The sequence below is a fragment of the Streptomyces sp. NPDC058985 genome (genome assembly GCF_042740985.1).
GTDB lineage: Bacteria > Actinomycetota > Actinomycetes > Streptomycetales > Streptomycetaceae > Streptomyces.
The window spans coordinates 1-20,528 of record NZ_JBHYJX010000057.1 but is presented as its reverse complement, the minus strand read 5'-3'; the positions used below and the strand labels follow the sequence as shown (position 1 = coordinate 20,528).

The window sequence follows — 20,528 nt, the reverse complement described above, 5'->3', positions numbered from 1 at the left end:
GGGGGCGCGCCGCACATATATCTACGCGCCGGTGGCTCGCGCCGTGGCGCGCATCCCCCGTGCAGGTGAGTTGAGACCTCTTCGCAACATCCGCCCCATGGCAGGCCCTCACTGGTCGGCACGCCAGGTACTGGCATGACTGGACCCAACTAGCTTGCTTTCCAAGGCTGTTCTGCGTTAATGATCATGCAGAAACGTGACTGTCAACGCGTGCATATGCGTCCGCCCTACCCCACCCCATGAGCCCTACTATCGGCTCGCCATGACAGCAGCAGGGAAGCACCAGGTGAGCCGCGCGGAAACCTCACGTCGAGGCAGCCGGCCGGGCCGGGCGGGCATCAGGGACGTGGCCGCCGCCGCCGGAGTATCCATCACTACCGTCTCCGACGCACTCAACGGCAAGGGCAGACTCCCGGATGCCACCCGGCGCCATGTGCGCGAGGTCGCCGACCGTCTGGGCTACCGGCCCTCGGCCGCCGCCCGCACGCTCCGCACCGGCAAGTCCGGACTCATCGGCCTGACCGTGACGACGTACGGGGATGAACCTTTCACCTTCACCGAGTTCGCGTACTTCGCGGAGATGGCGCGCGCCGCCACCTCCGCCGCGCTCGCCCGCGGCTACGCCCTCGTGATCCTCCCGGCGACCTCCCGCCACGACGTGTGGTCCAACGTCGCACTCGACGGGACGGTCGTCATCGACCCCTCGGACCACGACCCGGTCGTCACCGAACTGGTCCGCCAGGGCTTACCGGTCGTCTCCGACGGCCGCCCGGCCGGCACGCTCCCCGTCACGGCGTGGGTGGACAACGACCACGAGGCGGCCGTCCTCGGCATCCTCGACCACCTCGCCGACGCCGGCGCCCGCAGGATCGGCCTGCTCACCGGCACCACGACGGACACGTACACCCATCTGTCGACCACCGCCTACCTGCGCTGGTGCGAGCGCGTCGGGCAGGACCCGGTCTACGAGGCCTACCCCGCCCACGACCCGTGCGCCGGCGCGGTCGCCGCCGACCGGCTGCTGGCCCGCCCCGACCGGCCCGACGCCGTCTACGGCCTGTTCGACCCGAACGGGACCGACCTCCTCGCCGCCGCCCGCCGCTACGGACTGCGCGTCCCCGAGGACCTGCTGCTGGTCTGCTGCAGCGAGTCCACCGTGTACGCCAGCACCGAGCCGCCCATCACCACCCTCTCGCTCAAACCCCGCCGCATCGGGACGGCCGTAATCCAGGTGCTGATCGACGCGATCGAGGGGCTGCACTCGGACCAGCCGGTCGAGCAGGTCATACCGACCGAACTGATCGTGCGCACGTCCTCGCAGCGCCGCCCGCCCCGGACGACGGTCAGCCCGCCGCGGTCACCGGAGAGCCACTAGGAGCGCGCCGGGCCACGCTCGGCGCGTGCGGCGGCGCGCCCCGGTCCGAAACGGGGCGCAAAAGGGCGGCGCACGGGGCGCGCGGAAGGCGGCAAACGCCACACCCGGCACGCTCGCAACACGGCCGGACGGCATTCACGGACGGGCGAAGACCGGCCCAATCGGGGCGAAAGCCGCGGTGAACCGGAGTCCTGTTCTGATTCACCACCCCTGGGTCATCACACAGCGCGATCCGCATTCCTATGATGGGCCCACACACCGCGGGCCGCTGCGACCAGGCAGTCCGAAGCGGTGCAGATGCGGCGCGATGGTGGAGGGGTCAATGACTCAGGGGGCCGGTCAGGGACCCGAGGTGGAGCGGACCGCGACGGTGCGCGACTTCCGGGTGCCCGCTTACGTCCACGAGACCGCTCCGTATGCCGGCCCCGGCACACCGGCGGGCGAGCCCGCGCCGCCCTCCGAGGAGGGGGCCGAGGAGCCCTACCCGGAGGGGTACACGCCCACGCAGCGGGATCTGCCCGTCATCCGCCGGGGTGACACGGTTCAGGTGCCCGTCGACCCCGAGCCGATCCAGGTGGGGCAGCCCGTCACCGGCCAGGGTCCGCTCTTCGTCGTGGGCGACGTGCACGGCTACCTCGACGAACTGCTCGCCGCGCTGCGCGAGAAGGGCCTCGTCGACGCCGACGGCCAGTGGTGCGCGGGCACCTCACGCCTGTGGTTCCTCGGCGACTTCACCGACCGCGGCCCGGACGGCATCGGCGTCATCGACCTGGTGATGCGGCTGTCCGCCGAGGCCGCCGCGGCCGGCGGCTACTGCAAGGCTCTGATGGGCAACCACGAGCTGCTGCTGCTCGGCGCCAAGCGGTTCGGCGACACGCCGGTCAACTCCGGCGCCGGCACCGCCACCTTCCAGGCGGCCTGGCTGCTGAACGGCGGCCAGAAGACCGACATGGACCGCCTCCAGGACCACCACCTGCAGTGGATGTCCCGCCTCGACGCCCTCGAGGAGGTCGACGACCACCTCCTGGTCCACTCCGACACCACCACCTACCTCGACTACGGCCGCTCCATCGAAGAGGTCAACGACACCGTCCGCGAGACCCTCACCCGTAACGACGCGGAAGAGGTCTGGGACCTGTTCCGCAAGTTCACCAAGCGCTTCTCCTTCCGCGACGAGGGCGGCGCCGAGGCCGTGCGCTCACTGCTGGATACGTACGGCGGCACCCGGATCGTTCACGGACACAGCCCCATCCCCTACCTGCTGGGCGAGGTCGGCTCCGAGGACGGCGAGGACGACACCCGTACGGCGGTCGAGGGACCCCACGTCTACGCGGACGGGCTGGCCATCGCGATGGACGGCGGCGTGACCATGGCCGGAAAGCTGCTGGTCCAGCAACTTCCGCTGGACGTCTGACCGTTCGACGGACGAGCGTTTCGACGGCGGGACCCGTACGGGACGGCACCCAATTTCTGGAAACCCCCTGTCACCCTCCACCGTCACCGCTCTACCATCGGCTTATCCGTAGCAGGCTCCCCTCCGTTTCTGCCCGACGGCTCGTTGGCATGCGAGCCCCAAGCCCTACGGAGCATCGGGGGATGCACATGAACAGCGTTCCGCAGCACCTGTCCAACGAGGACCGCCAAGAGTACGAGCGGATCCTCGACGAGGCGCTGCGCTCCGCACCACACCGCCCGGAACTGGCCGCTGTCGGCCAGCGGCTCAACTCCGAACAGCTGCGCACCATGGCACTCAACGCGACCGCCCTCATCACGGCGGCGGCCACCACCGAGTACCAGCACTACGTGAAGGCCCGCGAGGAACTGCGCCACCCCGCGCCGTCCGCCACGTCGCCCACCACGTCGCCCGCCACGCGCGAGTCCGGCTCCGAGGAGCAGGGCAGGGACGCGGTGGGACTCGCCGCCACCGTGGGGGAGGTGGCCGAGGCGACCGGTGCGGGGGCCGTCGCCGTCGTCGCCGTCCTGGCACCCGTCCTGGCCGGCACCGCAGCGGCGATCTTCCTGCTCGTCGGCTACATCCTGAAGATGCTGGATCCGGGGCAGGCCTTCGCGCAGACCATGCTCACCACGGGCTGGATGTTCGGCGCCGTGACCGCGGTGGCGATCCTCGTCGCCGCGGTGGGGCTGCTGATCACCGCGCTGCGCAACCGGCCGTCCGCCGAGTCCGGCTCCTACGGCGTACTCGACGAGGAAGTGGCCCGGGCCAGGGACGCCTGGCACGACGCCCTGCTGGAACGCGGCATCCTGCCCTTCCTGCAGGAGGCGCTCGGTAACCCGGGCACGGCGGCACTGCACCGCACGGGACCCAAGGCCCCGAGCAGCCGCATGCCGCACCTCGGATACGGCCGACCCGGGTTCACCAGTCCCGACGGCGGCCCCGAGACCGGTCACCGTCCGAGCTACTCCAGCCCGGACTACAGCAGCCCGGACTTCGGGGGTCCGGAACACCGGTCCGAGTAGCCACCGGTCCGGGCGGGCGGCGCGTCAGAGGATGCCCGCCCGGCCGGCGGCTGTGATCCAGGACGGAAACTCGGACAGCAGGCGGTCGTAGAGCTCCGGGTCCGGCACGGTGGCGATGTCGTCCACGGCGAAGAAGCCGACGTTGTCGACGCGGCGGCCCGTCAGGGTGTCGAAACGCTCCAGCACGCCGTACTTGGCCCGGCCGAGCCCCACGAACTGCCAGAAGACCGGCTCCTCCACCGCCTCCCGCAGCTCCCGCTCGATCTCGGCGTCGCGGTAGACACCGCCGTCGGAGAAGAACAGGACCAGGGTCGGAACCGGTGCCGGATTCTCCCGGACGAAGGCACGGACCTGGGCAATCACCTTCTGCTCCTCGTTCTGGATCCCGACCGCCCGCATGTCGGCCTGCCGGGGGTCCAGGCCCTTCTTCCGGCCGCGGCGGAAGAGGCTGATCTCCCCCACGCGTACGTGCAGCCGCAGCCACTCGGGCAGCTCGCCCAGGCGCAGGTCGGGCAGGCGCGCCGGGTTCGAGGCGAAGGTCCATGCCTGCATCTCGCCGTCGTCGTCCAACTGCGCGGCGACGGCGGCCATCCGCTCCACGACGTCCGCCACGACGCCCTTGGAGTAGAGGAACGACATGGAACCGGAGGCGTCCAGTACGAGGATGACGCGCGCGGTGACGCCGTCCGCACCGTGTTTGCGCAGGCTGACGGCGACCTGCTCCTTGCGGAGGGACAGCCGCTTGCGCATGTCCACGGGCAGCTCCTCCTCGCCCTTGGTCAGCCGGGTCCGCCCGGCGGATGCGGTCGCCGGTGGGGACAAGGGCTGAGGGGGTGGCGTCGGCGTCGGCGTCGGCGTCGGCGTCGGCGTCGGCGTCGGCGTCGGCGTCGGCGTCGGCGTCGGGGGAGTGTCGTCGTCCACGGTGATGCCGAAGTCGGTGGCGAGCCCCGCGAGTCCGGCGGCGTACCCCTGCCCGACCGCGCGGAACTTCCACTTCCCCTGCCGCCGGTACAGCTCGCCGCCGACCAGGGCGGTCTCCGTCCCGGCGGTCATGTCGAACCGGGCCAGCTCGGTCCCGGAAGCGGCGTCCAGCAACCGCATCGACAGCCCCGGCACCCGGCCGAACGTCCCGCCGTCCGCCGAGGCGCACAGCACGATGCGTTCGACGGCCGGCTCCACCGAGACCAGGTCCACCTCGACCGAGTCGGTGGTGACACCCGCGGGCCCGCCGGGTCCGCCCCGCTTGCCCAGGTGCCCCACCGCGCCGGACGCGTGCCGGGGCTGGTTGTAGAAGACGAAGTCGCCGTCGTCCCGCACCCGTCCGGCCGAGGTGAGCAGCAGCGCGGAAGCGTCGATCTCGGGAACCCCGGGCCCCGCGGCCCAGGCGAGTTCGATCCGCACCGCGGGGGAGTCGACGGCGAGGTTGGCGCCCTTGCTCAGGGAGGTGGATGTCATGCCCCCAGTCTGCCGAGACGGACCCCTCGGCGGGGAGAGGACGGACCTACGGTCTGCCCGTCCCCACCGCACGGCACGGCACGGCACGCGGGGACGTCAGTCCGCGATCGGCAGATACACGCGATTGCCGGCGGCCGCGAACTCCTTCGACTTCTGGACCATGCCTTCCTCGATCTCGGCCTGGCTCCCTCCGTGCTCGCGCCGGATGTCGTGCGAGATCTTCATGGATGAGCACCTTCCCCAGGTGATCGCGGGCTCTCGCCTCGACGCTCGGACAAGCGCTGCAATTCCTCGCCTGTGGCGTACAGCTCGACCAGGAGTGACCGCAGCGACCTGCCCGCCTCCGTCAGGACGTATCGCGTGCGGGCCGGGAAGCCGCGTCGGCGATCCGCCGTCACCAGGCCGCTCTCCCGCAATGCACGGAGCCGGTCGCTGAGCACTTTCGCCGACAGCTCGGGAAGCAGCGTCCGCAGCTCCATGAAGCCGCGAGGACCACCCATCAGTTCACGCAGGAGCAGCGTGGTCCAGCGACCGGACACCGCCGCGAGGGCTACCTCAACAGGGCAGTCGGCCTCAGGCCGATCGGTGCGGCCCCGCGGGCCGGGCACCAACTCCTCGTCCCAGGTGACGTGGGTTTCCGTTTGGTGACCTATGCCGGCCTGCTGTTCGCTCGCCCCATGACGCATTCCACCAGTGTGCAGTTGGCACGCAGCGCGGCCGAGCATCCGTACGCCTTCGCTCGTGCGTTCAACACCTTCGACCCGGAAGCGCTCGACCAGCTCTACGAGCCCACCGCGGGCTTCATACCGGAGCCCGGCCACCTGGTCACCGGGGCGGGCAGGCTCCACGCCAATGGAGAGTTCCTCCGGCTGCGCGTTCCGATCACGGTGACGCCACGTCATACGTACGTCGTCGGCGAGCTGGCGCTGCTGATCGTCGACTTCGTCATCACCGGAAGCGCGGCGCACGGCGAGCACGTCCACATCGAGGGCACCGCAACGGATGTGGCTCGCCGTGGCGCGGACGGATACTGGCGCTACGTGATCGACAACCCGTTCGGGGTGGCACGTCACACCGAACCGGCCTGAGCACCGCGAGCCGGCCCCAGACAGCGGCGGGCCCACGCAGCGGCGGGGCCCGCGGCTCCCCGCGGCGCGAGCCCCGTCCGTGGCTTCTGTGTGCCGTGCTCAGTCGTCCAATGGCAGGTCGTCCCGGTTGCCGGACGCTGCGAACTCCTTCGCCTTCGCCGGCCTCCCGGCCTTGATCTCCTCCAGGGTCGCCTCCACGTCACCACCGAACTGCTCTGAGATGCTTCGGCTGATCTTCATCGGTCCGCGAATCGGTGCCCACACGCGTCCCACGGTTGTCGGCGCGAGCAGTGGAACCAGAAGACTGACGCTGGTCAGCGTGGCGGCCGAGCCCCACGGCTCAGGCTGCGCTGTGAGCGCAGGGCTCCCAACCTGCGGTGGTCATCGGGGCCGGACAGACTCTCGTCCAAGGCCAGGAGCGACAGGAGCTGCACGGAACGTCCGGCCGAGGCTGCCGCCTCCAGCTTGTGGTGGCCGTCGAGCAGAAAATGCGTCAGCCCCCAGTGCTCGTACTCGTCCGTCGACGGGAGGCTCAACGCAGGCTGACAGAGATCCAACGTCGACACCGCGACTGCTGTCGGCACCACCCCCTGCCCCATCCACTCGACGTACTCCGCGACCCGCTCCCGGTCGTTCCAGAGTGGAGGAACCATCGGTACGGCGAACTCATAGAGATGTGCGGTGCCGTCGATCACCGTCTCGAACGTGCGGTAATACGGCGTGCGAGGGTGCTCCGGAAGACCCCAGAACTGGTTGGGCCCCCAGGTGGCCACTTGCTCATTGCTGAAGTAGTCACCGTCCTGCCCTGGAGTCACCAACCGTGGCTCGACACGAAGCAACAGTGGCAGGTAATTCCCTTCCGGCAGCAGGGAGCCGAACGCAGCCAGGATGCCGTCGTCCAGATCGGAGACCTGTCCGGCGAGGAGATCTTGCATGCCTTCCAATGACAGCGTCTGGCCGGCGCCCTCAAGCCGCTGAAACAGGAACTGACACGTCCCACACCACGGGGAGAGCTCAAACGCGGGATTCCCGTCGAGCACCAGCAACCTGCGCCGCGGTGCCGACCCCAGTTCCTGAAGCTCTGTCTCGAACCGCAGCCTCGCTTCAGGCCCGGGTACTCCGAGCCTGCGCCGCTCGCCAACGATGTTCATCACGCCCACGACCGTACGAGCGGTGCGACCACACACCAAAGGGGCCCTTCAGCACAGAGCGCGTCCGGCTCTCCTTCGCAAGCGCTCTGGAGCTGTGCAGGGGGCTGGGGAGCGCCGTTCAAGGCAGCGCCGCCCCGCCACCCGCTTACTCAGTCCGCCATCGGCAGGTACACCCGGTTCCCGCGCTCCGCGAACTCCTTCGACTTCTGGAGCATCCCCTCCGCGACCTCTTCAGCCGTCGCCCCCGCAGCCGCCGTGCCCCCGAACTGCTCTGTGATGCTTTGGCTGATCTTCATCGAGCAGAACTTCGGCCCGCACATCGAGCAGAAGTGGGCCGTCTTGGCGGGCTCGGCCGGCAGGGTCTCGTCGTGGAACTCCCGTGCCGTGTCCGGGTCGAGGGCCAGGTTGAACTGGTCCTCCCACCGGAACTCGAATCGGGCGTCGGACAGCGCGTCGTCCCACTCCTGCGCACCTGGGTGACCCTTGGCGAGGTCGGCGGCATGGGCGGCGATCTTGTAGGTGATGACGCCGGTCTTGACGTCGTCACGGTTGGGCAGGCCCAGGTGCTCCTTGGGCGTGACGTAGCAGAGCATTGCCGTGCCCCACCAGGCGATCATCGCGGCACCGATGCCGGAGGTGATGTGGTCGTACGCCGGCGCGACGTCCGTGGTCAGCGGGCCGAGCGTATAGAACGGAGCTTCATCGCAGATCTCCTGCTGAAGGTCGATGTTCTCCTTGATCTTGTGCATCGGGACGTGTCCCGGGCCCTCGATCATGGTCTGAACGTTCAAACGCTTGGCGGTCCGGTTGAGTTCCCCGAGCGTGCGCAACTCTGCGAACTGCGCCTCGTCGTTGGCGTCCGCGATGGAGCCCGGCCGCAGGCCGTCGCCGAGGGAGTACGTGACGTCGTACGCGGCGAGGATCTCGCAGAGTTCCTCGAAGTTCTCGTACAGGAACGACTCCCGGTGGTGCGCCAGGCACCAGGCCGCCATGATCGAGCCGCCGCGCGAGACGATGCCGGTCTTGCGGTTCGCGGTCAGCGGCACGTACGCCAGGCGCACGCCCGCGTGGACCGTCATGTAGTCCACGCCCTGCTCGGCCTGTTCGATCACGGTGTCCTTGTAGACCTCCCAGGTCAGCTCCTCGGCCCGGCCGTCGACCTTCTCCAGGGCCTGGTAGAGCGGCACGGTCCCGATGGGGACGGGGGAGTTGCGCAGGACCCACTCGCGGGTGGTGTGGATGTTGCGGCCGGTGGAGAGGTCCATGACCGTGTCGGCGCCCCACCGGGTCGCCCAGGTCATCTTGTCGACCTCCTCCTCGATGGAGGAGGTCACCGCCGAGTTGCCGATGTTGGCGTTGACCTTCACCAGGAACCGCTTGCCGATGATCATCGGCTCGATCTCGGGGTGGTTGACGTTGGCCGGCAGTACGGCACGGCCCGCCGCGATCTCCTCACGGACGACCTCCGGCGAGACGTTCTCCCGGACGGCCACGTACTCCATCTCGGGCGTGATCTCGCCCCGGCGGGCATACGCGAGCTGCGTCACCGCGGTGCCGCCCCGGCCCCGGCGGGGCTGCCGCGGCCGTCCGGGGAAGACGGCGTCGAGGTTGCGCAGCCCGCCGCGCGGCGAGGTGTGCTTGATGCCGTCGTCCTCGGGACGGACGGGACGGCCCGCGTACTCCTCGGTGTCGCCGCGGGCGATGATCCAGTTCTCCCGAAGCGGCGCCAGTCCCCTGCGGACGTCGGTGTCGACGAGCGGATCGGTGTACGGACCGGAGGTGTCGTACAGCGTGACCGACTGCCCGTTGGTGAGGTGCACCTGACGGACCGGCACCCGCAGGTCGGGGCGCGAGCCCTCGACGTACGCCTTGTGCCAGCCGATGGACTTCCCGGCCTCCGCGGTCTCCTCCTGGGAGGAGTTCTGCGTGGAGGCAGGCGTGCGTGCGTCCTTGATGGTCATGAGACCTACTCCCTACGCCGGCATTACCCGGTAACAGGTTCGGCGGTCGACGCAGCGGATTCCGTCCGCCGACGCTTCGTGGGATACATCACTCGACTTCGGTCATGTTTCCCGTGAAACATCGCTGGGACGGAGGTCAGCGCCCTCTCAGCCCGGTGCTCCGAGCTCCCGCGTGTACAAAGGTGCCTCCACGCTAACGCCCATTCGGGCGCGGTGAACAGAGGGCCCCCCTTGTTCTTGCGATGATCGGTCGGTGACCACACCGCAGCATCCCCCCGTTCCGCCGCACGATCCCCGCCGCGGACCGCACGCCGACAGGGGCGCCGACCGTGGAGCCGGCGACCCTGGACACGGCCCCGGTGGCGGCGGCCACGGGCCCGGAGCGGGAGGAGGCCACGGGCCCGGAGCGGGCAGCGGCCACGGGAGCGGGGCGGGAGGAGGCCACGGGCACTCGCACAGTCATGGCCCCGCGGCGCCCGTCTCCCGGCATCTGCGGAAGGTCATCGCCGCGATCCTGATCCCGTTCGCCGCGGCGGTCCTGATCGGGCTCGCTGTCCTGTGGCCGGGCGGCGCGCCGCCGCACGAGCGCACCGGCGTCGGCTTCGACCGGCAGACGCAGCAGGCCACCGTGACCAAGGTGGTGGAACTGAGCTGCCAGTCCGTCAACGCCTCGGGCTCCACCCCCACCGGCGACACCTCCACCGCCGAGGGCTCCTCCGCGGTGCAGCAGGCGAACGGCGAGTGCAAGCGGGCGACGATCCGCGTGGACAGCGGCAAGGACAAGGGCCGCACGTTCGAGGAAATCGTGCAGCCGGACCAGTCGCGGCAGCTGCACGAGGGCCAGGAGGTCGTGGTCGCCTACGAGCCCTCCGCACCGCGGGACCTGCAGTACTCGGTGACCGACATCAACCGCAGGCTCCCCCTCACCCTGCTCGCCGGCATCTTCGCGTTGGCCGTGGTGGTCGTCGGAAGGCTGCGGGGCCTGATGGCGCTGATCTCCCTGGCCATCAGCTTCCTGCTGTTGAACTTCTTCATCCTCCCCGCGATCCTCCAGGGTTCGAACCCGCTGCTCGTCGCGGTGATCGGGTCCAGCGCCATCATGCTGATCGCGCTGTATCTGTGTCATGGCCTCTCCGCACGCACGTCCGTGGCGGTGCTCGGCACACTGATCTCCCTGTTGCTGATCGGCATCCTCGGGTCGCTGTTCATCGACTGGGCGGCGCTGACCGGCAACACGGACGACAACACCGGCCTCATCCACGGCCTGTATCCGGCGATCGACATGAGCGGTCTGCTGCTCGCCGGCGTGATCATCGGTTCGCTCGGTGTCCTCGACGACGTGACGGTCACCCAGACGTCGGCGGTCTGGGAGCTGCACGAGGCCAACCCGACGATGGGCTGGCGCGGGCTGTACCGCGCGGGCATCCGCATCGGCCGCGACCACATCGCCTCGGTCGTCAACACGCTCGTGCTCGCCTACGCGGGCGCCGCGCTGCCCCTGCTCCTGCTGTTCTCGATCGCGCAGAGCGGGGTGGGGACGGTCGCCAACAGTGAGTTGGTCGCGGAGGAGATCGTGCGCACGCTGGTCGGCTCGATCGGTCTGGTGGCGTCCGTGCCGGTCACCACGGCCCTCGCCGCGCTCGTCGTCTCGGCCGACCGGACGGCCGCACAGTCCGCTGGGGCGGGGCCGGGCGGGGACGCGGCCCCCGTACGCGGCGGACGCGGCCGTCGCCGCAAGCGCTGACGCGCCCGGGGCGAAGCGTTACGCCCGCTCCGCGCCTGCCGTAACGGTTCAGCCCGCGCTCTGTTCCTCCGCCAGGATGCGGTCCAGCGCCTCGTCGAGGTGGGTGTCGAAGTCCGCGAGCGCGCCCTCCTGACCCAGGGGCACCAGTTTGTCGGTGCGGTCGAGGAACGCCACCAGGGGAGCCGCCGAGGAACGGAACAGTGCCTGGTCGGCGCCGACCTGGAGGCGGATCAGCACCTCGGCCAGCGGCTCCGGCTCGACCGGTGCGATGCGCACGTCCCCGTCACCGCACGGCCGGCCCACCCCGTCGACCAGTAGCTCCCGGCCGAAGGCCCAGGTCACCGGGGCGTCCCCGGGGAGATGGAAGGTCAACCGCACGGCATAGGGATCACAGGTCGCGTAGCGCAGCTCCACCGGAATGCGGAACGAGAGCTCCTCGGACACGAGAAAGCTCATCATGACCTCTGCCTGTACGGACTCGCCCATCGCACACCCGTCATTCGCCGTCGACTGTCCGGGAATCAAACCTCTAACACTGGTGGCATCTTGCTCAACGTACACACCAGATCACAAGGAGTGAGTTTTCAGATACTGATAGAGATCGCGAGTGACCCCAGGAGCCGCCCCACCTCGTCCTGCAGCCGCTCCGCGGCCGACAACAGCCGGTCGGCCTGGTGAAGGGGCAGGGAGACGGCCATCGTGGCCACCGTGGTGCCGACGGTGATGGGGATCGCGGCGCACACCGTCCCCAGGGCGTACGCCTGGCTTTCGGTCACCGGAGACGTCCGCCGCATGCGTTCGAGACGTCTCAGCAGGGCATTGCCATCACGGACCGTGTACGGCGTGAGTGACTGCACCGAGTAGCGGTTCAGGTGGTCCCGGCGGGCGTCCTCGTCCAGTTGCGACAGCAGACACTGCCCGACGGCGTGCGCGTGCCCGGTCTCGCGGAAGTCCGCCCACTCCTCCACGGCCGGGTTGCCCGGGGTGTCGGAGACGCACATGACCTCGATCTCGCCGTCGCGGTACATGGCGTAGTACACGGGGGCGCCGATCGCGTCGCGCACCTGCGCGAGCGCGTCGACCACCGTGCTGCGACGTTTCTGCGCGGCCCCGCTGCTGCCCAGCCGCTCGGCGGCGTCGCCGAGGAAGAACAGCCCCTTCTCCCGGCGCAGGTAGCCCTCGTGCACCAGGGTGCGCAGCAGGTGGTACGCCGTGGGGAGCGCCAGCCGTGTCTCCCGGGCCAGCTGCTTGGCGGGGGCTCCGTACTCGTGTTCCGCGACACACTCCAGGAGACGCATCGCCCGCTGCACGGAGCCGATGAGGGTCGCCGAGGGCGGGTCGGCGGACTGGTGCGGGGGCGGGGGCGTCGAGTAGGGCTGCACGGGCAGGGCGGGCAGCGGTGCGCATGCGGTGTCAGCCGTGGCCAAGGTTCACTCCCGGGAACGCGAGGAGGCCGTCCGTGCGGGGAACACGGGTGGGGGTGGGCGCCGTTCGCGAGGTCGCCCCCGCGTGGAGTTCCGGACTCTAATCGCCGGTCACCGCCCGCCGACGGCCCGTCCGGGAAACTTCCCTCGCCCGAGGGAACCGGTGGTTCCCGTTACCGCCACCCGCGTCCCACGGCTCTCACCAGTCGCTGCGCGAGGACGAACTCGACATGAACTTGCGCACGACGTAGATCAGTCCGCCGACGAGCGCGACGAAGACCAGCAGCTTGAACAGCAGTCCGATCACGAACCCGACCACGCTGGCGATGAGCCCGCCGAACACGACCAGGGCGATGACCGGCACCGCGATCCACTTCACCCACCACGGCAGTCCCGTGAAGATCTCTCGCATGGCCCTCGTCCTTACCTTCCACCCTTTCGAGGACCGGGCCCCGCGTGGGCCCGGTCTCCCGCCGGGAATGCTCTGATGTCCTGCACCCGATGCTAGGGCCGCGAAGGCGCGCGCAGGGCGCACGCATCCCTTGTCTCCCCCTGACCGTTCCCCTAGGGAACCCCTGGGTGGGGACTCAGCTCTCCGGCGGAGAGAACACCACGAGAACCCGCAGATCCTCACTGATGTGGTGGAACTTGTGGGCGACCCCGGCCGGAACGTAGACCACGCTGCCGCGCGCGACCTGGGTGGTCTCCATCCCCACGGTGATCGCTGCCCGCCCGCTCACCACGAAGTACACCTCGTCCTGCGCGTGCGGGTTCTGTGGATCGGACGTGCCCGCGTCGAGGGCGTACAGGCCGACCGACATGTTCCGCTCACGCAGGAACTGCAGGTAGGCACCGTCGTTGGCGGCGCGCTCCGCCTCCAGTTCGTCCAGCCGGAATGCCTTCATCGCCTCGTCCGCCCCTGCCTCACCGTTTCGCTTCCGATCGCGTCTGCCACGATCAGACACATGAAGAATTTCCTAGTCAAGACGATCGCCAACGCCGGCGCCCTCGCGGTCGCCGTGTGGCTGCTCGACAAGATCACCCTGACTGGGGGCAGCACGGGTGAGAAGGCCGTCACGCTGATCGTGGTGGCGCTGGTGTTCGGCCTGGTGAACATGCTGGTGAAGCCGATCGTGCAGGTGCTCACCTTCCCTCTGTTCATCCTGACCCTCGGTCTGTTCACGCTGGTCGTCAACGCGCTCATGCTGCTGCTCACCTCATGGGTGGCCGACAAGCTCGACGTGAGTTTCCACGTCGACGGCTTCTGGACCGCCGTCCTGGGCGGACTGATCATCTCGATCGTGTCGTGGGCCCTCAACGCGTTCCTGCCCGACGGGGACCGGTCGCGATGACCTACCGCGTCTGCTTCGTGTGCACGGGCAACATCTGCCGTTCCCCGATGGCCGAGGCCGTCTTCCACGCGCGCGTGGAAGACGCCGGGCTCGACGCCCTGGTGACGGTCGACAGCGCCGGCACCGGCGGCTGGCACGAGGGCGACGGGGCCGACCCGCGCACCGTCGCCGTCCTGGCGGAGCACGGGTACGACCTCGGCCACACCGCCCGGCAGTTCCAGCAGTCCTGGTTCTCCCGCCTCGACCTCGTGATCGCCCTCGACGCCGGCCATCTGCGGGCCCTGCGCCGGCTGGCTCCCACGGAGGAGGACGCGGCCAAGGTGCGCCTGCTGCGCTCCTACGATCCCGCCGCCGACGACGGTGACCTGGACGTTCCGGATCCGTACTACGGGGGCACGGACGGCTTCGAGGAGTGCCTTGAGATGGTGGAGGCGGCGAGCGGAGGACTGCTCGCCGCGGTACGCGAGCAAGTGGAGGGACGGGCGGCATGAGTGATTCCGCTACGAACGACGAGCACGGCGGGCACGGGCCGGGGGTGCCCACCGGCACCGGCGACGGCACGCGCGCGGTGCGGGCCGGGCTGCCCGAACCCGTCAAACACGAGCCGACCCTGCCCGGTCCCGTGTTCGCCGCCCACTTCCATCTGCCCGGCGAGCCGACCGGCCCGTACACCTACGGCCGCGACGAGAACCCGACCTGGACGCATCTGGAACGGGCCATCGGCGAGCTGGAGTCTCCCGGGCGGGACGGCGTCGAGACGCTCGTGTTCGCCTCCGGCATGGCCGCGATCTCCTCGGTGCTCTTCTCGCAGCTGCGGGCCGGGGATGTGGTCGTCCTGCCCAGCGACGGCTACCAGGTGCTGCCGCTGGTCCGTGCCCAGCTGGAGGCGTACGGCATCGAGGTGCGTACCGCGCCGACCGGCGGGGACGCCCAGCTCGACGTCCTGGACGGGGCGAAGCTGCTGTGGATCGAGACGCCGTCCAACCCCGGTCTCGACGTGTGCGACGTACGACGGCTCGTCGAGGCGGCCCACACACGCGGCGCCCTGGTCGCCGTCGACAACACCCTCGCCACACCGCTCGGACAGCGCCCGCTGGAGCTCGGCGCCGACTTCTCCGTCGCGAGCGTCACCAAGCAGCTCACCGGCCACGGAGACGTCCTCCTCGGGTACGTCGCCGGCCGCGACGCCGAGGCGATGACCGCCGTACGGCGCTGGCGCAAGATCGTCGGCGCGATCCCCGGCCCCATGGAGGCCTGGCTGGCGCACCGTTCGATCGCCACCCTCCAGCTGCGGGTCGACCGGCAGAACGCCACCGCGCTCAGGGTCGCCGAAGCGCTCCGGGCGCGGCCCGAGGTCACCGGTCTGCGGTACCCGGGGCTGGCCGACGACCCCTCGCACAAGATCGCCTCGCAGCAGATGCTGCGCTACGGGTGCGTCGTCTCCTTCACGCTGGCCACGCGCGCGCGTGCCGATCGTTTTCTCGACGCGCTGCGGCTGGTGGAGGGTGCGACGAGCTTCGGCGGCGTGCGGTCCACGGCCGAGCGGCGCGGGCGCTGGGGCGGCGACGCGGTGCCGGAGGGCTTCGTGCGGCTCTCGGTCGGCGCGGAGGACCCCGAGGACCTGGTGGCCGATCTGCTGCGCGCACTGGACGAGACGGCGGACTGAACCGCGGTACGACGGCCGTACAGCGGACGGTCCGAGCCTCCCCCCTCGTGGCTCGGACCGTCCTCCGGTTCCGCGCGCGAAGAACCGCGCGACCAAGGCTAGTTGACTCTGTGTCAGTGTCCAATCACAGTAGCGACAGCGACCTATCGACATATTTATATTTGGCCACGCCGGGGGCCGGACGTTCGCAAGAGGGGGCATTCCGTGGATCTGGCCTTGCTGCGCACCTTCGTCACCGTCCACCGGGCCGGTTCCTTCACGCGCGCGGCAGCCCTGCTCGGCCTCTCACAGCCCGCTGTGACCTCGCAGATCCGCACGCTGGAGCGCCAGCTGGGCCGCCCGCTGTTCCTGCGCCAGGCCCGCGGCGTGACCCCGACGACCATCGGCGACGAACTCGCGCACAAGGCCGCACCTCATCTCGACGCCCTCGTGGAGATCGCCGAGACCGGCGTCCAGGACGACTCCTCCCTGCGGACCCTGCATCTCGCCGGGCCGCCCGAGTTCACCGCCGAGCGGGCGCTGCCCGTCCTCACCGAGCTCACCGGTGAGGACGGACAGGGCTTCGCGCTGCGCGCCTCGTTCGGGAACGCGGAGGAGACCTTGGAGGGGCTGTCCGCCGGACATCATGATCTGGCCATCAGCACGGCACGTCCCCGGGGAGTGCTGCTCACGGCGACTCCGCTCTGCGACGAGGAACACGTCCTGGTCGCCGCGCCGGGCTGGGCGGAGCGAGCGGGCATCGACAAGCCCCACAGCACCGACGCGCCCGCGCTGGAGCGTGTACCCGTGGTCGAGGTGCACGAGTCGCTGCCCTTCGTCGCCCGCTACTGGGCTTCCGTCTTCGACGCCCGCCCGGCAGCCCCCGGCACGATCGTCGCCCCCGACCTGCGTGCGGTTCTCGCCTGCACGGTCGCCGGCGCGGGTCTCGCCGTACTGCCCCGCTATCTGTGCGCACCGGCGCTGGAGCGCGGCGACGTGGTCGCCCTGCACGACCCGGCGGTACCGCCGCTGCGGACGTACTTCCTGGTGGTGCGGACCGGCACGTTGGCGATGCCGCACATCGCCCGGGCCCATGAGTGGCTGCTGCGCGCGGCGGCCGGCTGGAACTGAGCCGACGGGCTCGCGAGCTGCGGGTGCGTGGCCATGTTTCACGTGGAACCAACCGGGCCACATTTCTCCCATGACCGTCCGACCCGTGGTCAAGCGCACCGCTCGCGCCGTTCTCCTGGACCGCGAGCACTTGATCCTGATCAAGCGCACCAAGCCCGGGGTCGATCCCTACTGGGTCACGCCCGGGGGCGGGGTCGAGCCCGAGGACGCCACCGTGGTGGACGCACTGCACCGCGAGGTGTACGAGGAACTCGGCGCCAAGATCACCGATGTCGTCCCCTGCTTCGTGGACACGGTGGAGCACATCGGCGAGGACGGCGGCGCGACCGGCGTGAAGGTGCAGCACTTCTTCGTCTGCCGTCTGGGGTCCATGGACCCGGCCCTGCGGCACGGCCCGGAGGTCGACGAGCCCGCCGGCGAGTACGAGATCGTCCGGGTGCCGTTCACCCGGGTCGGGATCGCCTCGGTCCACCTGGTGCCACTGTCGCTGCGGCACTATCTGGACGGCAACATCGAAGGGGTGCGGGCTCTGCACGCCCCCGATCTCGGCTGAGCCGCTCAGGCACGACATGGCCAAAAGCTTGCCCGTTCCCCCGGAAACGGGTGGACGCGGGAGGCCGCTGTCGTACAGCCTGACCTGCGTGCCGACACCTTCCCCCGCCTCCGCTCCGATCCGCCGTCTGACGCTGCGCGATCTCACCGCCTGCGCCGACCTGTCCGAGGACCGGGGGTGGCCGCGCGAGGAGCACAAGTGGGGGTTCCTCCTCACCGCCGGGACGGGGTACGGCATCGACGATCCCGCCGGCGGCCTCGTCGCCGCCTGCACCGTGACGCAGTACGGCCCGCACGGCCGGCCCTCCCTGGCCGCCATCGGCATGGTGCTGGTGGCCGAGCGCCACGCCCGCCGGGGCGTCGGCCGCAGGCTGATGCGCCATGTCGTCTCCGAACTGGGCACCACCCCGCTGACCCTGCACGCGACCCCGTACGGCCGGCCGCTCTACGAGGAGCTCGGGTTCAAGGTCACCGGCCGGGCGGAGATGGTCCGCGGGCGCTTCACCCCGGTGGGGCCGGAGCCCGGGATCGCCACGCGGGCGGCCACGGCCGAGGACCTCACCACGATCGTCCGGCTCGACGAGGAGGTGTTCGGCGCCGACCGCACCCCTGTCATCACGCGCCTGCCCGCCTTCGCGGACCAGCTGCGGGTCGCCGAGGAAGACGGCCGGATCACCGGGTACGCCGCGGCCTGGCCGAACATGGACACGCACGTCGTGGGCCCGCTGATCGCCCGGGACACCGAGACGGCGAAGGCGCTGATCGCTTCCCTGGCCGCCCGCACCGACCGCCCACTGCGCACGGACATCGACGTGCGCCACGAGGAGTTGCTGGCCTGGGTGCGGGAGCGCGGCCTGGCGGTGGTCGCCCCGAACGCCGTGATGACGTACGGCATCACCGAGCTGCCCGGCGACTGGAACCGGCGGTTCGCGCCGCTGACGGTGGCGGCGGGCTGACCGGGGCGACCTGGCCGCCTGCCGTCAGGCGAGGGCCTTCACGGCAGCGGAGGCGAAGCCGTGGTCCTGGTCGGGTGCGCCACCGCCCACTCCGATCGCGCCGATCAGCCGGCCCTCGCGGTGCACGGGCACGCCGCCCGCGATGAACAGCAGGGGCCGGTCGAGTGCCGTGGGCAGGGTGTGGAAGAGCCCTCCGGGCTGAACGGCGGCGACGAGGTCGGCGGTGGGGGCGTTCAGCTGGAGCGCGGTGTAGGCCTTGCGGGTGCTGGTCTCGCCGGAGATCAGGACGGCACGGTCGTCGCGCCGGAAGGCGAGCAGGTGGCCGCCCGCGTCGAGGACGGTGACGCTGACGGTCACCCCGGCGGCCTCGGCGGCGCGGTGGGCGGCGGTGACGAGGGATTCGGCGTCCTCGATCGTCAGCGGGGTGACAGCGGTGGTGCTCATGAGGTTTCTCCTTGGTCCGTGCCCGGTGGGGGCGGTGGTGGGTGGCGCGGCGGCACCGCCGGCGCGGGAATGCGCCGGGGGTGCGCTGTGGCGCCTGGTGCGGTGCTTCGGTGAGCGCCGGGGCGGAGTGAGCCGCGGGGAGCGGGGACGGCCCTGGCCCCGCCCCCCGCGGCCCGGGTCGGTCAGTGGTGAACGGCCGCGGTGCGCTGCTCCGCGGCCGTGGAGCCCGCGACGACCGCGGCAGGCGCGCTCTCGCGACGTTCGAGCGCGGCCGAGAGGACGGCGAGGAGCAGGGCGGCGCCGGCCAGCACGGCACCGACCCAGTTCGGGGCGGTGTAGCCGAAGCCGGCGGCGATGACCACACCCCCGAGCCAGGCGGAGAGCGCGTTGCCGAGGTTGAAGGCGCCGATGTTCACGGCCGAGGCCAGCGTCGGGGCGCCGTGCGCGTGGTCCAGGACACGCTTCTGCAGCGGCGGCACGGTGGCGAAGCCCAGGGCGCCGATGAGGAAGACGGTCACGGCCGACGCGATCCTGTCGTGTGCGGTGAGGGTGAAGAGGGCCAGCACGACGGCCAGGGCGCCCAGGGAGATGTACAGCATCGGCATCAGGGCGCGGTCGGCGAACTTGCCGCCGACGAGGTTGCCGCCGACCATGCCGAGGCCGAAGAGGACCAGCAGCCAGGTGACGGAGCCGTCAGCGAATCCCGCGACGTGGGTCATCATCGGCGCGATGTAGGTGATCGCCGCGAAGACGCCGCCGAAGCCGAGGACGGTCATGGCCATCGCCAGCAGGACCTGGACGTTCTTGAACGCGGCCACTTCGTGCCGCAGCCGCACCCCCTCGGGCTTGGGCACGTCGGGGACCAGCTTGGCGACACCGGCCAGACCCACGACGCCGAGGGCGGCGACGACGGCGAAGGTGACGCGCCAGCCGGCGGACTGCCCGATGAGCGTGCCGAGCGGGACGCCGACGACATTGGCGACGGTCAGACCGGTGAACATCATCGCGATGGCACCGGCCCTCTTGTGCGGGGCGACCAGGTCGGCCGCGACGACCGAGCCGATGCCGAAGAAGGCGCCGTGGGCGAGGGACGCGACCACGCGGCCGATCAGCATGACGGAGAAGGCGGGGGCGAGGGCGGAGAGCAGGTTGCCGATGATGAACAGACCCATCAGCAGCATCAGCATCCGCTTGCGCGGGACCTTGGTGCCGAGGACGGTCATCAGCGGGGCGCCGAACATCACGCCGAGCGCGTATCCGGTCACCAGGAAGCCGGCGGTGGGGATGGAGACCCCGTAGTCGCTCGCGACCTCGGGCAGCAAGCCCATGATCACGAATTCGGTGGTCCCGATACCGAAGGCCCCGATCGCGAGGGCCAGAAGCGCGAGAGGCATGGAGGGGTACACCTTCCCAGAAGATTGCAGGAGCGCTTTGCGTGCGTTCACAATAGTTGCAGACGCGGGTTAAATGCAACCGCAGGCTATTGCACCCCTGGTCTACCCTGGTCTCAGCCGCTCCGGGACGGAGGAACCACATGACAGCGACGGACCCCGCGCTCACCGCCCTCTCCCAGGGCTGGTGCGCACTCTCCCTGCTGCACGGGAGGATCGAGGCCCACATCGAGCGCGCGCTGCAGGCCGGGCACGACCTGAGCGTGCGCGAGTACTCCCTGCTCGACGTGCTCAGCCAGAGCGCGACGACCCGCCTGGTCACCCGGCTCGAGGACCGCGGGCTGCTCGAGCGCTACCTGTGCCCCACGGACCGTCGCGGTA

22 protein-coding genes, 2 pseudogenes and 1 riboswitch are annotated in these 20,528 nt (G+C 70.4%); of the genes and pseudogenes, 12 read left to right on the top strand and 12 right to left on the bottom strand.

Features of this window, described 5'->3' with window-relative positions; all coding sequences use genetic code 11:
• Positions 1-262 precede the first annotated feature (262 nt).
• The 3 genes from ACFW01_RS33845 to ACFW01_RS33835 all read left to right on the top strand — a co-directional run bounded on the left by ACFW01_RS33845 (position 263) and on the right by ACFW01_RS33835 (position 3,853).
• Positions 263-1,375 (top strand): LacI family DNA-binding transcriptional regulator, encoded by a 1,113-nt coding sequence (locus ACFW01_RS33845; RefSeq protein ID WP_234956428.1) that lies wholly within the window; start codon positions 263-265, stop codon positions 1,373-1,375.
• Between the two features lie 307 nt (positions 1,376-1,682).
• On the top strand, positions 1,683-2,789 hold the full coding sequence (locus ACFW01_RS33840; protein WP_384510041.1) for a metallophosphoesterase: 1,107 nt from the start codon (positions 1,683-1,685) through the stop codon (positions 2,787-2,789).
• Between the two features lie 182 nt (positions 2,790-2,971).
• The gene (locus tag ACFW01_RS33835) at positions 2,972-3,853 is read left to right on the top strand and encodes a hypothetical protein (protein ID WP_384510038.1); all 882 of its coding nucleotides are present in this window, start codon (positions 2,972-2,974) and stop codon (positions 3,851-3,853) included.
• Between the two features lie 24 nt (positions 3,854-3,877).
• Here ACFW01_RS33835 and ACFW01_RS33830 read toward each other — a convergent pair whose 3' ends face one another.
• The 3 genes and pseudogenes from ACFW01_RS33830 to ACFW01_RS33820 form a co-directional block, all read right to left on the bottom strand.
• Positions 3,878-5,308, bottom strand: coding sequence for a VWA domain-containing protein (locus ACFW01_RS33830; protein WP_384510035.1), 1,431 nt, complete (start codon positions 5,306-5,308; stop codon positions 3,878-3,880).
• Positions 5,309-5,404: 96 nt separating this feature from the next.
• Positions 5,405-5,536 (bottom strand): annotated as a pseudogene (locus tag ACFW01_RS33825) (thiamine biosynthesis protein ThiC); the annotation flags it as partial.
• Entirely contained in the window at positions 5,530-5,994 is a 465-nt protein-coding gene (locus ACFW01_RS33820) for a winged helix-turn-helix transcriptional regulator (RefSeq protein WP_384510032.1), read from the bottom strand. The gene ACFW01_RS33820 and the pseudogene ACFW01_RS33825, both read right to left, overlap by 7 nt.
• Between ACFW01_RS33820 and ACFW01_RS33815 the strand changes: the two genes are divergently transcribed.
• Positions 5,986-6,396, top strand: coding sequence for a YybH family protein (locus tag ACFW01_RS33815; protein WP_384510029.1), 411 nt, complete (start codon positions 5,986-5,988; stop codon positions 6,394-6,396). The genes ACFW01_RS33820 and ACFW01_RS33815 overlap by 9 nt on opposite strands.
• A 99-nt stretch (positions 6,397-6,495) precedes the next feature.
• Here ACFW01_RS33815 and ACFW01_RS33810 read toward each other — a convergent pair.
• The 3 genes and pseudogenes from ACFW01_RS33810 to thiC all read right to left on the bottom strand — a co-directional run.
• Positions 6,496-6,636: pseudogene (locus ACFW01_RS33810) on the bottom strand (hypothetical protein); the annotation flags it as partial.
• Positions 6,637-6,710: 74 nt separating this feature from the next.
• Positions 6,711-7,547 (bottom strand): hypothetical protein, encoded by an 837-nt coding sequence (locus tag ACFW01_RS33805; RefSeq protein WP_234956657.1) that lies wholly within the window; start codon positions 7,545-7,547, stop codon positions 6,711-6,713.
• A 149-nt stretch (positions 7,548-7,696) separates the two neighbouring features.
• Positions 7,697-9,508: a phosphomethylpyrimidine synthase ThiC gene (gene thiC, locus ACFW01_RS33800; RefSeq protein WP_384510026.1), complete on the bottom strand. Its 1,812-nt coding sequence runs from the start codon at positions 9,506-9,508 to the stop codon at positions 7,697-7,699.
• A riboswitch (TPP riboswitch) is annotated at positions 9,501-9,690 on the bottom strand. Its footprint overlaps the gene before it by 8 nt.
• A gap of 71 nt (positions 9,691-9,761) precedes the next feature.
• Between thiC and ACFW01_RS33795 the strand changes: the two genes are divergently transcribed.
• Positions 9,762-11,252, top strand: a complete 1,491-nt coding sequence (locus tag ACFW01_RS33795) for a YibE/F family protein (protein ID WP_234956438.1) — start codon at positions 9,762-9,764, stop codon at positions 11,250-11,252.
• Between the two features lie 48 nt (positions 11,253-11,300).
• On the opposite strand, the gene ACFW01_RS33790 is transcribed toward ACFW01_RS33795, so the two are convergent.
• The 4 genes from ACFW01_RS33790 to ACFW01_RS33775 all read right to left on the bottom strand — a co-directional run bounded on the left by ACFW01_RS33790 (position 11,301) and on the right by ACFW01_RS33775 (position 13,581).
• On the bottom strand, positions 11,301-11,738 hold the full coding sequence (locus ACFW01_RS33790; protein WP_161327498.1) for an SsgA family sporulation/cell division regulator: 438 nt from the start codon (positions 11,736-11,738) through the stop codon (positions 11,301-11,303).
• A 98-nt stretch (positions 11,739-11,836) separates the two neighbouring features.
• Positions 11,837-12,562 carry an IclR family transcriptional regulator gene (locus ACFW01_RS33785; protein WP_384510067.1) on the bottom strand — a complete coding sequence of 242 codons (726 nt, stop codon included), beginning with the start codon at positions 12,560-12,562 and terminating at the stop codon, positions 11,837-11,839.
• A 313-nt stretch (positions 12,563-12,875) separates the two neighbouring features.
• Complete coding sequence (locus tag ACFW01_RS33780) at positions 12,876-13,088, bottom strand: DUF5326 family protein (protein WP_007388908.1); 213 nt, start codon at positions 13,086-13,088, stop codon at positions 12,876-12,878.
• Between the two features lie 175 nt (positions 13,089-13,263).
• A complete protein-coding gene (locus ACFW01_RS33775; protein WP_114528306.1) occupies positions 13,264-13,581 on the bottom strand; it encodes a cupin domain-containing protein in 318 nt (105 codons plus the stop codon).
• A gap of 60 nt (positions 13,582-13,641) precedes the next feature.
• On the opposite strand from ACFW01_RS33775, the gene ACFW01_RS33770 reads away from it, so the two are divergent.
• From ACFW01_RS33770 to ACFW01_RS33745, 6 genes are all read left to right on the top strand, one after another.
• Positions 13,642-14,028 (top strand): phage holin family protein, encoded by a 387-nt coding sequence (locus ACFW01_RS33770; protein WP_161329461.1) that lies wholly within the window; start codon positions 13,642-13,644, stop codon positions 14,026-14,028.
• A complete protein-coding gene (locus ACFW01_RS33765) occupies positions 14,025-14,519 on the top strand; it encodes a low molecular weight protein-tyrosine-phosphatase (protein WP_234956439.1) in 495 nt (164 codons plus the stop codon). Before ACFW01_RS33770 ends, ACFW01_RS33765 begins: the two co-directional genes overlap by 4 nt.
• Complete coding sequence (locus tag ACFW01_RS33760; protein ID WP_234956440.1) at positions 14,516-15,694, top strand: cystathionine gamma-lyase; 1,179 nt, start codon at positions 14,516-14,518, stop codon at positions 15,692-15,694. Before ACFW01_RS33765 ends, ACFW01_RS33760 begins: the two co-directional genes overlap by 4 nt.
• Before the next feature lie 204 nt (positions 15,695-15,898).
• The gene (locus tag ACFW01_RS33755; protein WP_234956441.1) at positions 15,899-16,804 is read left to right on the top strand and encodes a LysR family transcriptional regulator; all 906 of its coding nucleotides are present in this window, start codon (positions 15,899-15,901) and stop codon (positions 16,802-16,804) included.
• A gap of 70 nt (positions 16,805-16,874) precedes the next feature.
• A complete protein-coding gene (locus ACFW01_RS33750) occupies positions 16,875-17,357 on the top strand; it encodes an NUDIX domain-containing protein (RefSeq protein WP_161343320.1) in 483 nt (160 codons plus the stop codon).
• A gap of 88 nt (positions 17,358-17,445) precedes the next feature.
• The gene (locus ACFW01_RS33745; protein ID WP_234956442.1) at positions 17,446-18,312 is read left to right on the top strand and encodes a GNAT family N-acetyltransferase; all 867 of its coding nucleotides are present in this window, start codon (positions 17,446-17,448) and stop codon (positions 18,310-18,312) included.
• 24 nt (positions 18,313-18,336) lie between these two features.
• On the opposite strand, the gene ACFW01_RS33740 is transcribed toward ACFW01_RS33745, so the two are convergent.
• Entirely contained in the window at positions 18,337-18,756 is a 420-nt protein-coding gene (locus ACFW01_RS33740; protein ID WP_234956443.1) for a heme-binding protein, read from the bottom strand.
• 182 nt (positions 18,757-18,938) lie between these two features.
• The gene (locus tag ACFW01_RS33735; RefSeq protein WP_234956444.1) at positions 18,939-20,150 is read right to left on the bottom strand and encodes an MFS transporter; all 1,212 of its coding nucleotides are present in this window, start codon (positions 20,148-20,150) and stop codon (positions 18,939-18,941) included.
• Between the two features lie 140 nt (positions 20,151-20,290).
• Between ACFW01_RS33735 and ACFW01_RS33730 the strand changes: the two genes are divergently transcribed.
• On the top strand, positions 20,291-20,528 hold a 238-nt coding region (locus ACFW01_RS33730; RefSeq protein ID WP_376491218.1), incomplete at its 3' end, for a MarR family transcriptional regulator.

Excerpts from the sequence above, each read along its gene's own strand:
- ACFW01_RS33845 (WP_234956428.1), top strand. The coding sequence starts at position 263 with ATGACAGCAGCAGGGAAGCACCAGGTGAGCCGCGCGGAAACCTCACGT.
- ACFW01_RS33840 (WP_384510041.1), top strand. The coding sequence starts at position 1,683 with ATGGTGGAGGGGTCAATGACTCAGGGGGCCGGTCAGGGACCCGAGGTG.
- ACFW01_RS33835 (WP_384510038.1), top strand. The coding sequence starts at position 2,972 with ATGCACATGAACAGCGTTCCGCAGCACCTGTCCAACGAGGACCGCCAA.
- ACFW01_RS33830 (WP_384510035.1), bottom strand. The coding sequence starts at position 5,308 with ATGACATCCACCTCCCTGAGCAAGGGCGCCAACCTCGCCGTCGACTCC.
- ACFW01_RS33815 (WP_384510029.1), top strand. The coding sequence starts at position 5,986 with ATGACGCATTCCACCAGTGTGCAGTTGGCACGCAGCGCGGCCGAGCAT.
- ACFW01_RS33820 (WP_384510032.1), bottom strand. The coding sequence starts at position 5,994 with ATGCGTCATGGGGCGAGCGAACAGCAGGCCGGCATAGGTCACCAAACG.
- ACFW01_RS33805 (WP_234956657.1), bottom strand. The coding sequence starts at position 7,547 with ATGAACATCGTTGGCGAGCGGCGCAGGCTCGGAGTACCCGGGCCTGAA.
- thiC (WP_384510026.1), bottom strand. The coding sequence starts at position 9,508 with ATGACCATCAAGGACGCACGCACGCCTGCCTCCACGCAGAACTCCTCC.
- ACFW01_RS33790 (WP_161327498.1), bottom strand. The coding sequence starts at position 11,738 with ATGGGCGAGTCCGTACAGGCAGAGGTCATGATGAGCTTTCTCGTGTCC.
- ACFW01_RS33780 (WP_007388908.1), bottom strand. The coding sequence starts at position 13,088 with ATGCGAGAGATCTTCACGGGACTGCCGTGGTGGGTGAAGTGGATCGCG.
- ACFW01_RS33775 (WP_114528306.1), bottom strand. The coding sequence starts at position 13,581 with ATGAAGGCATTCCGGCTGGACGAACTGGAGGCGGAGCGCGCCGCCAAC.
- ACFW01_RS33770 (WP_161329461.1), top strand. The coding sequence starts at position 13,642 with ATGAAGAATTTCCTAGTCAAGACGATCGCCAACGCCGGCGCCCTCGCG.
- ACFW01_RS33765 (WP_234956439.1), top strand. The coding sequence starts at position 14,025 with ATGACCTACCGCGTCTGCTTCGTGTGCACGGGCAACATCTGCCGTTCC.
- ACFW01_RS33760 (WP_234956440.1), top strand. The coding sequence starts at position 14,516 with ATGAGTGATTCCGCTACGAACGACGAGCACGGCGGGCACGGGCCGGGG.
- ACFW01_RS33750 (WP_161343320.1), top strand. The coding sequence starts at position 16,875 with ATGACCGTCCGACCCGTGGTCAAGCGCACCGCTCGCGCCGTTCTCCTG.
- ACFW01_RS33740 (WP_234956443.1), bottom strand. The coding sequence starts at position 18,756 with ATGAGCACCACCGCTGTCACCCCGCTGACGATCGAGGACGCCGAATCC.
- ACFW01_RS33735 (WP_234956444.1), bottom strand. The coding sequence starts at position 20,150 with ATGCCTCTCGCGCTTCTGGCCCTCGCGATCGGGGCCTTCGGTATCGGG.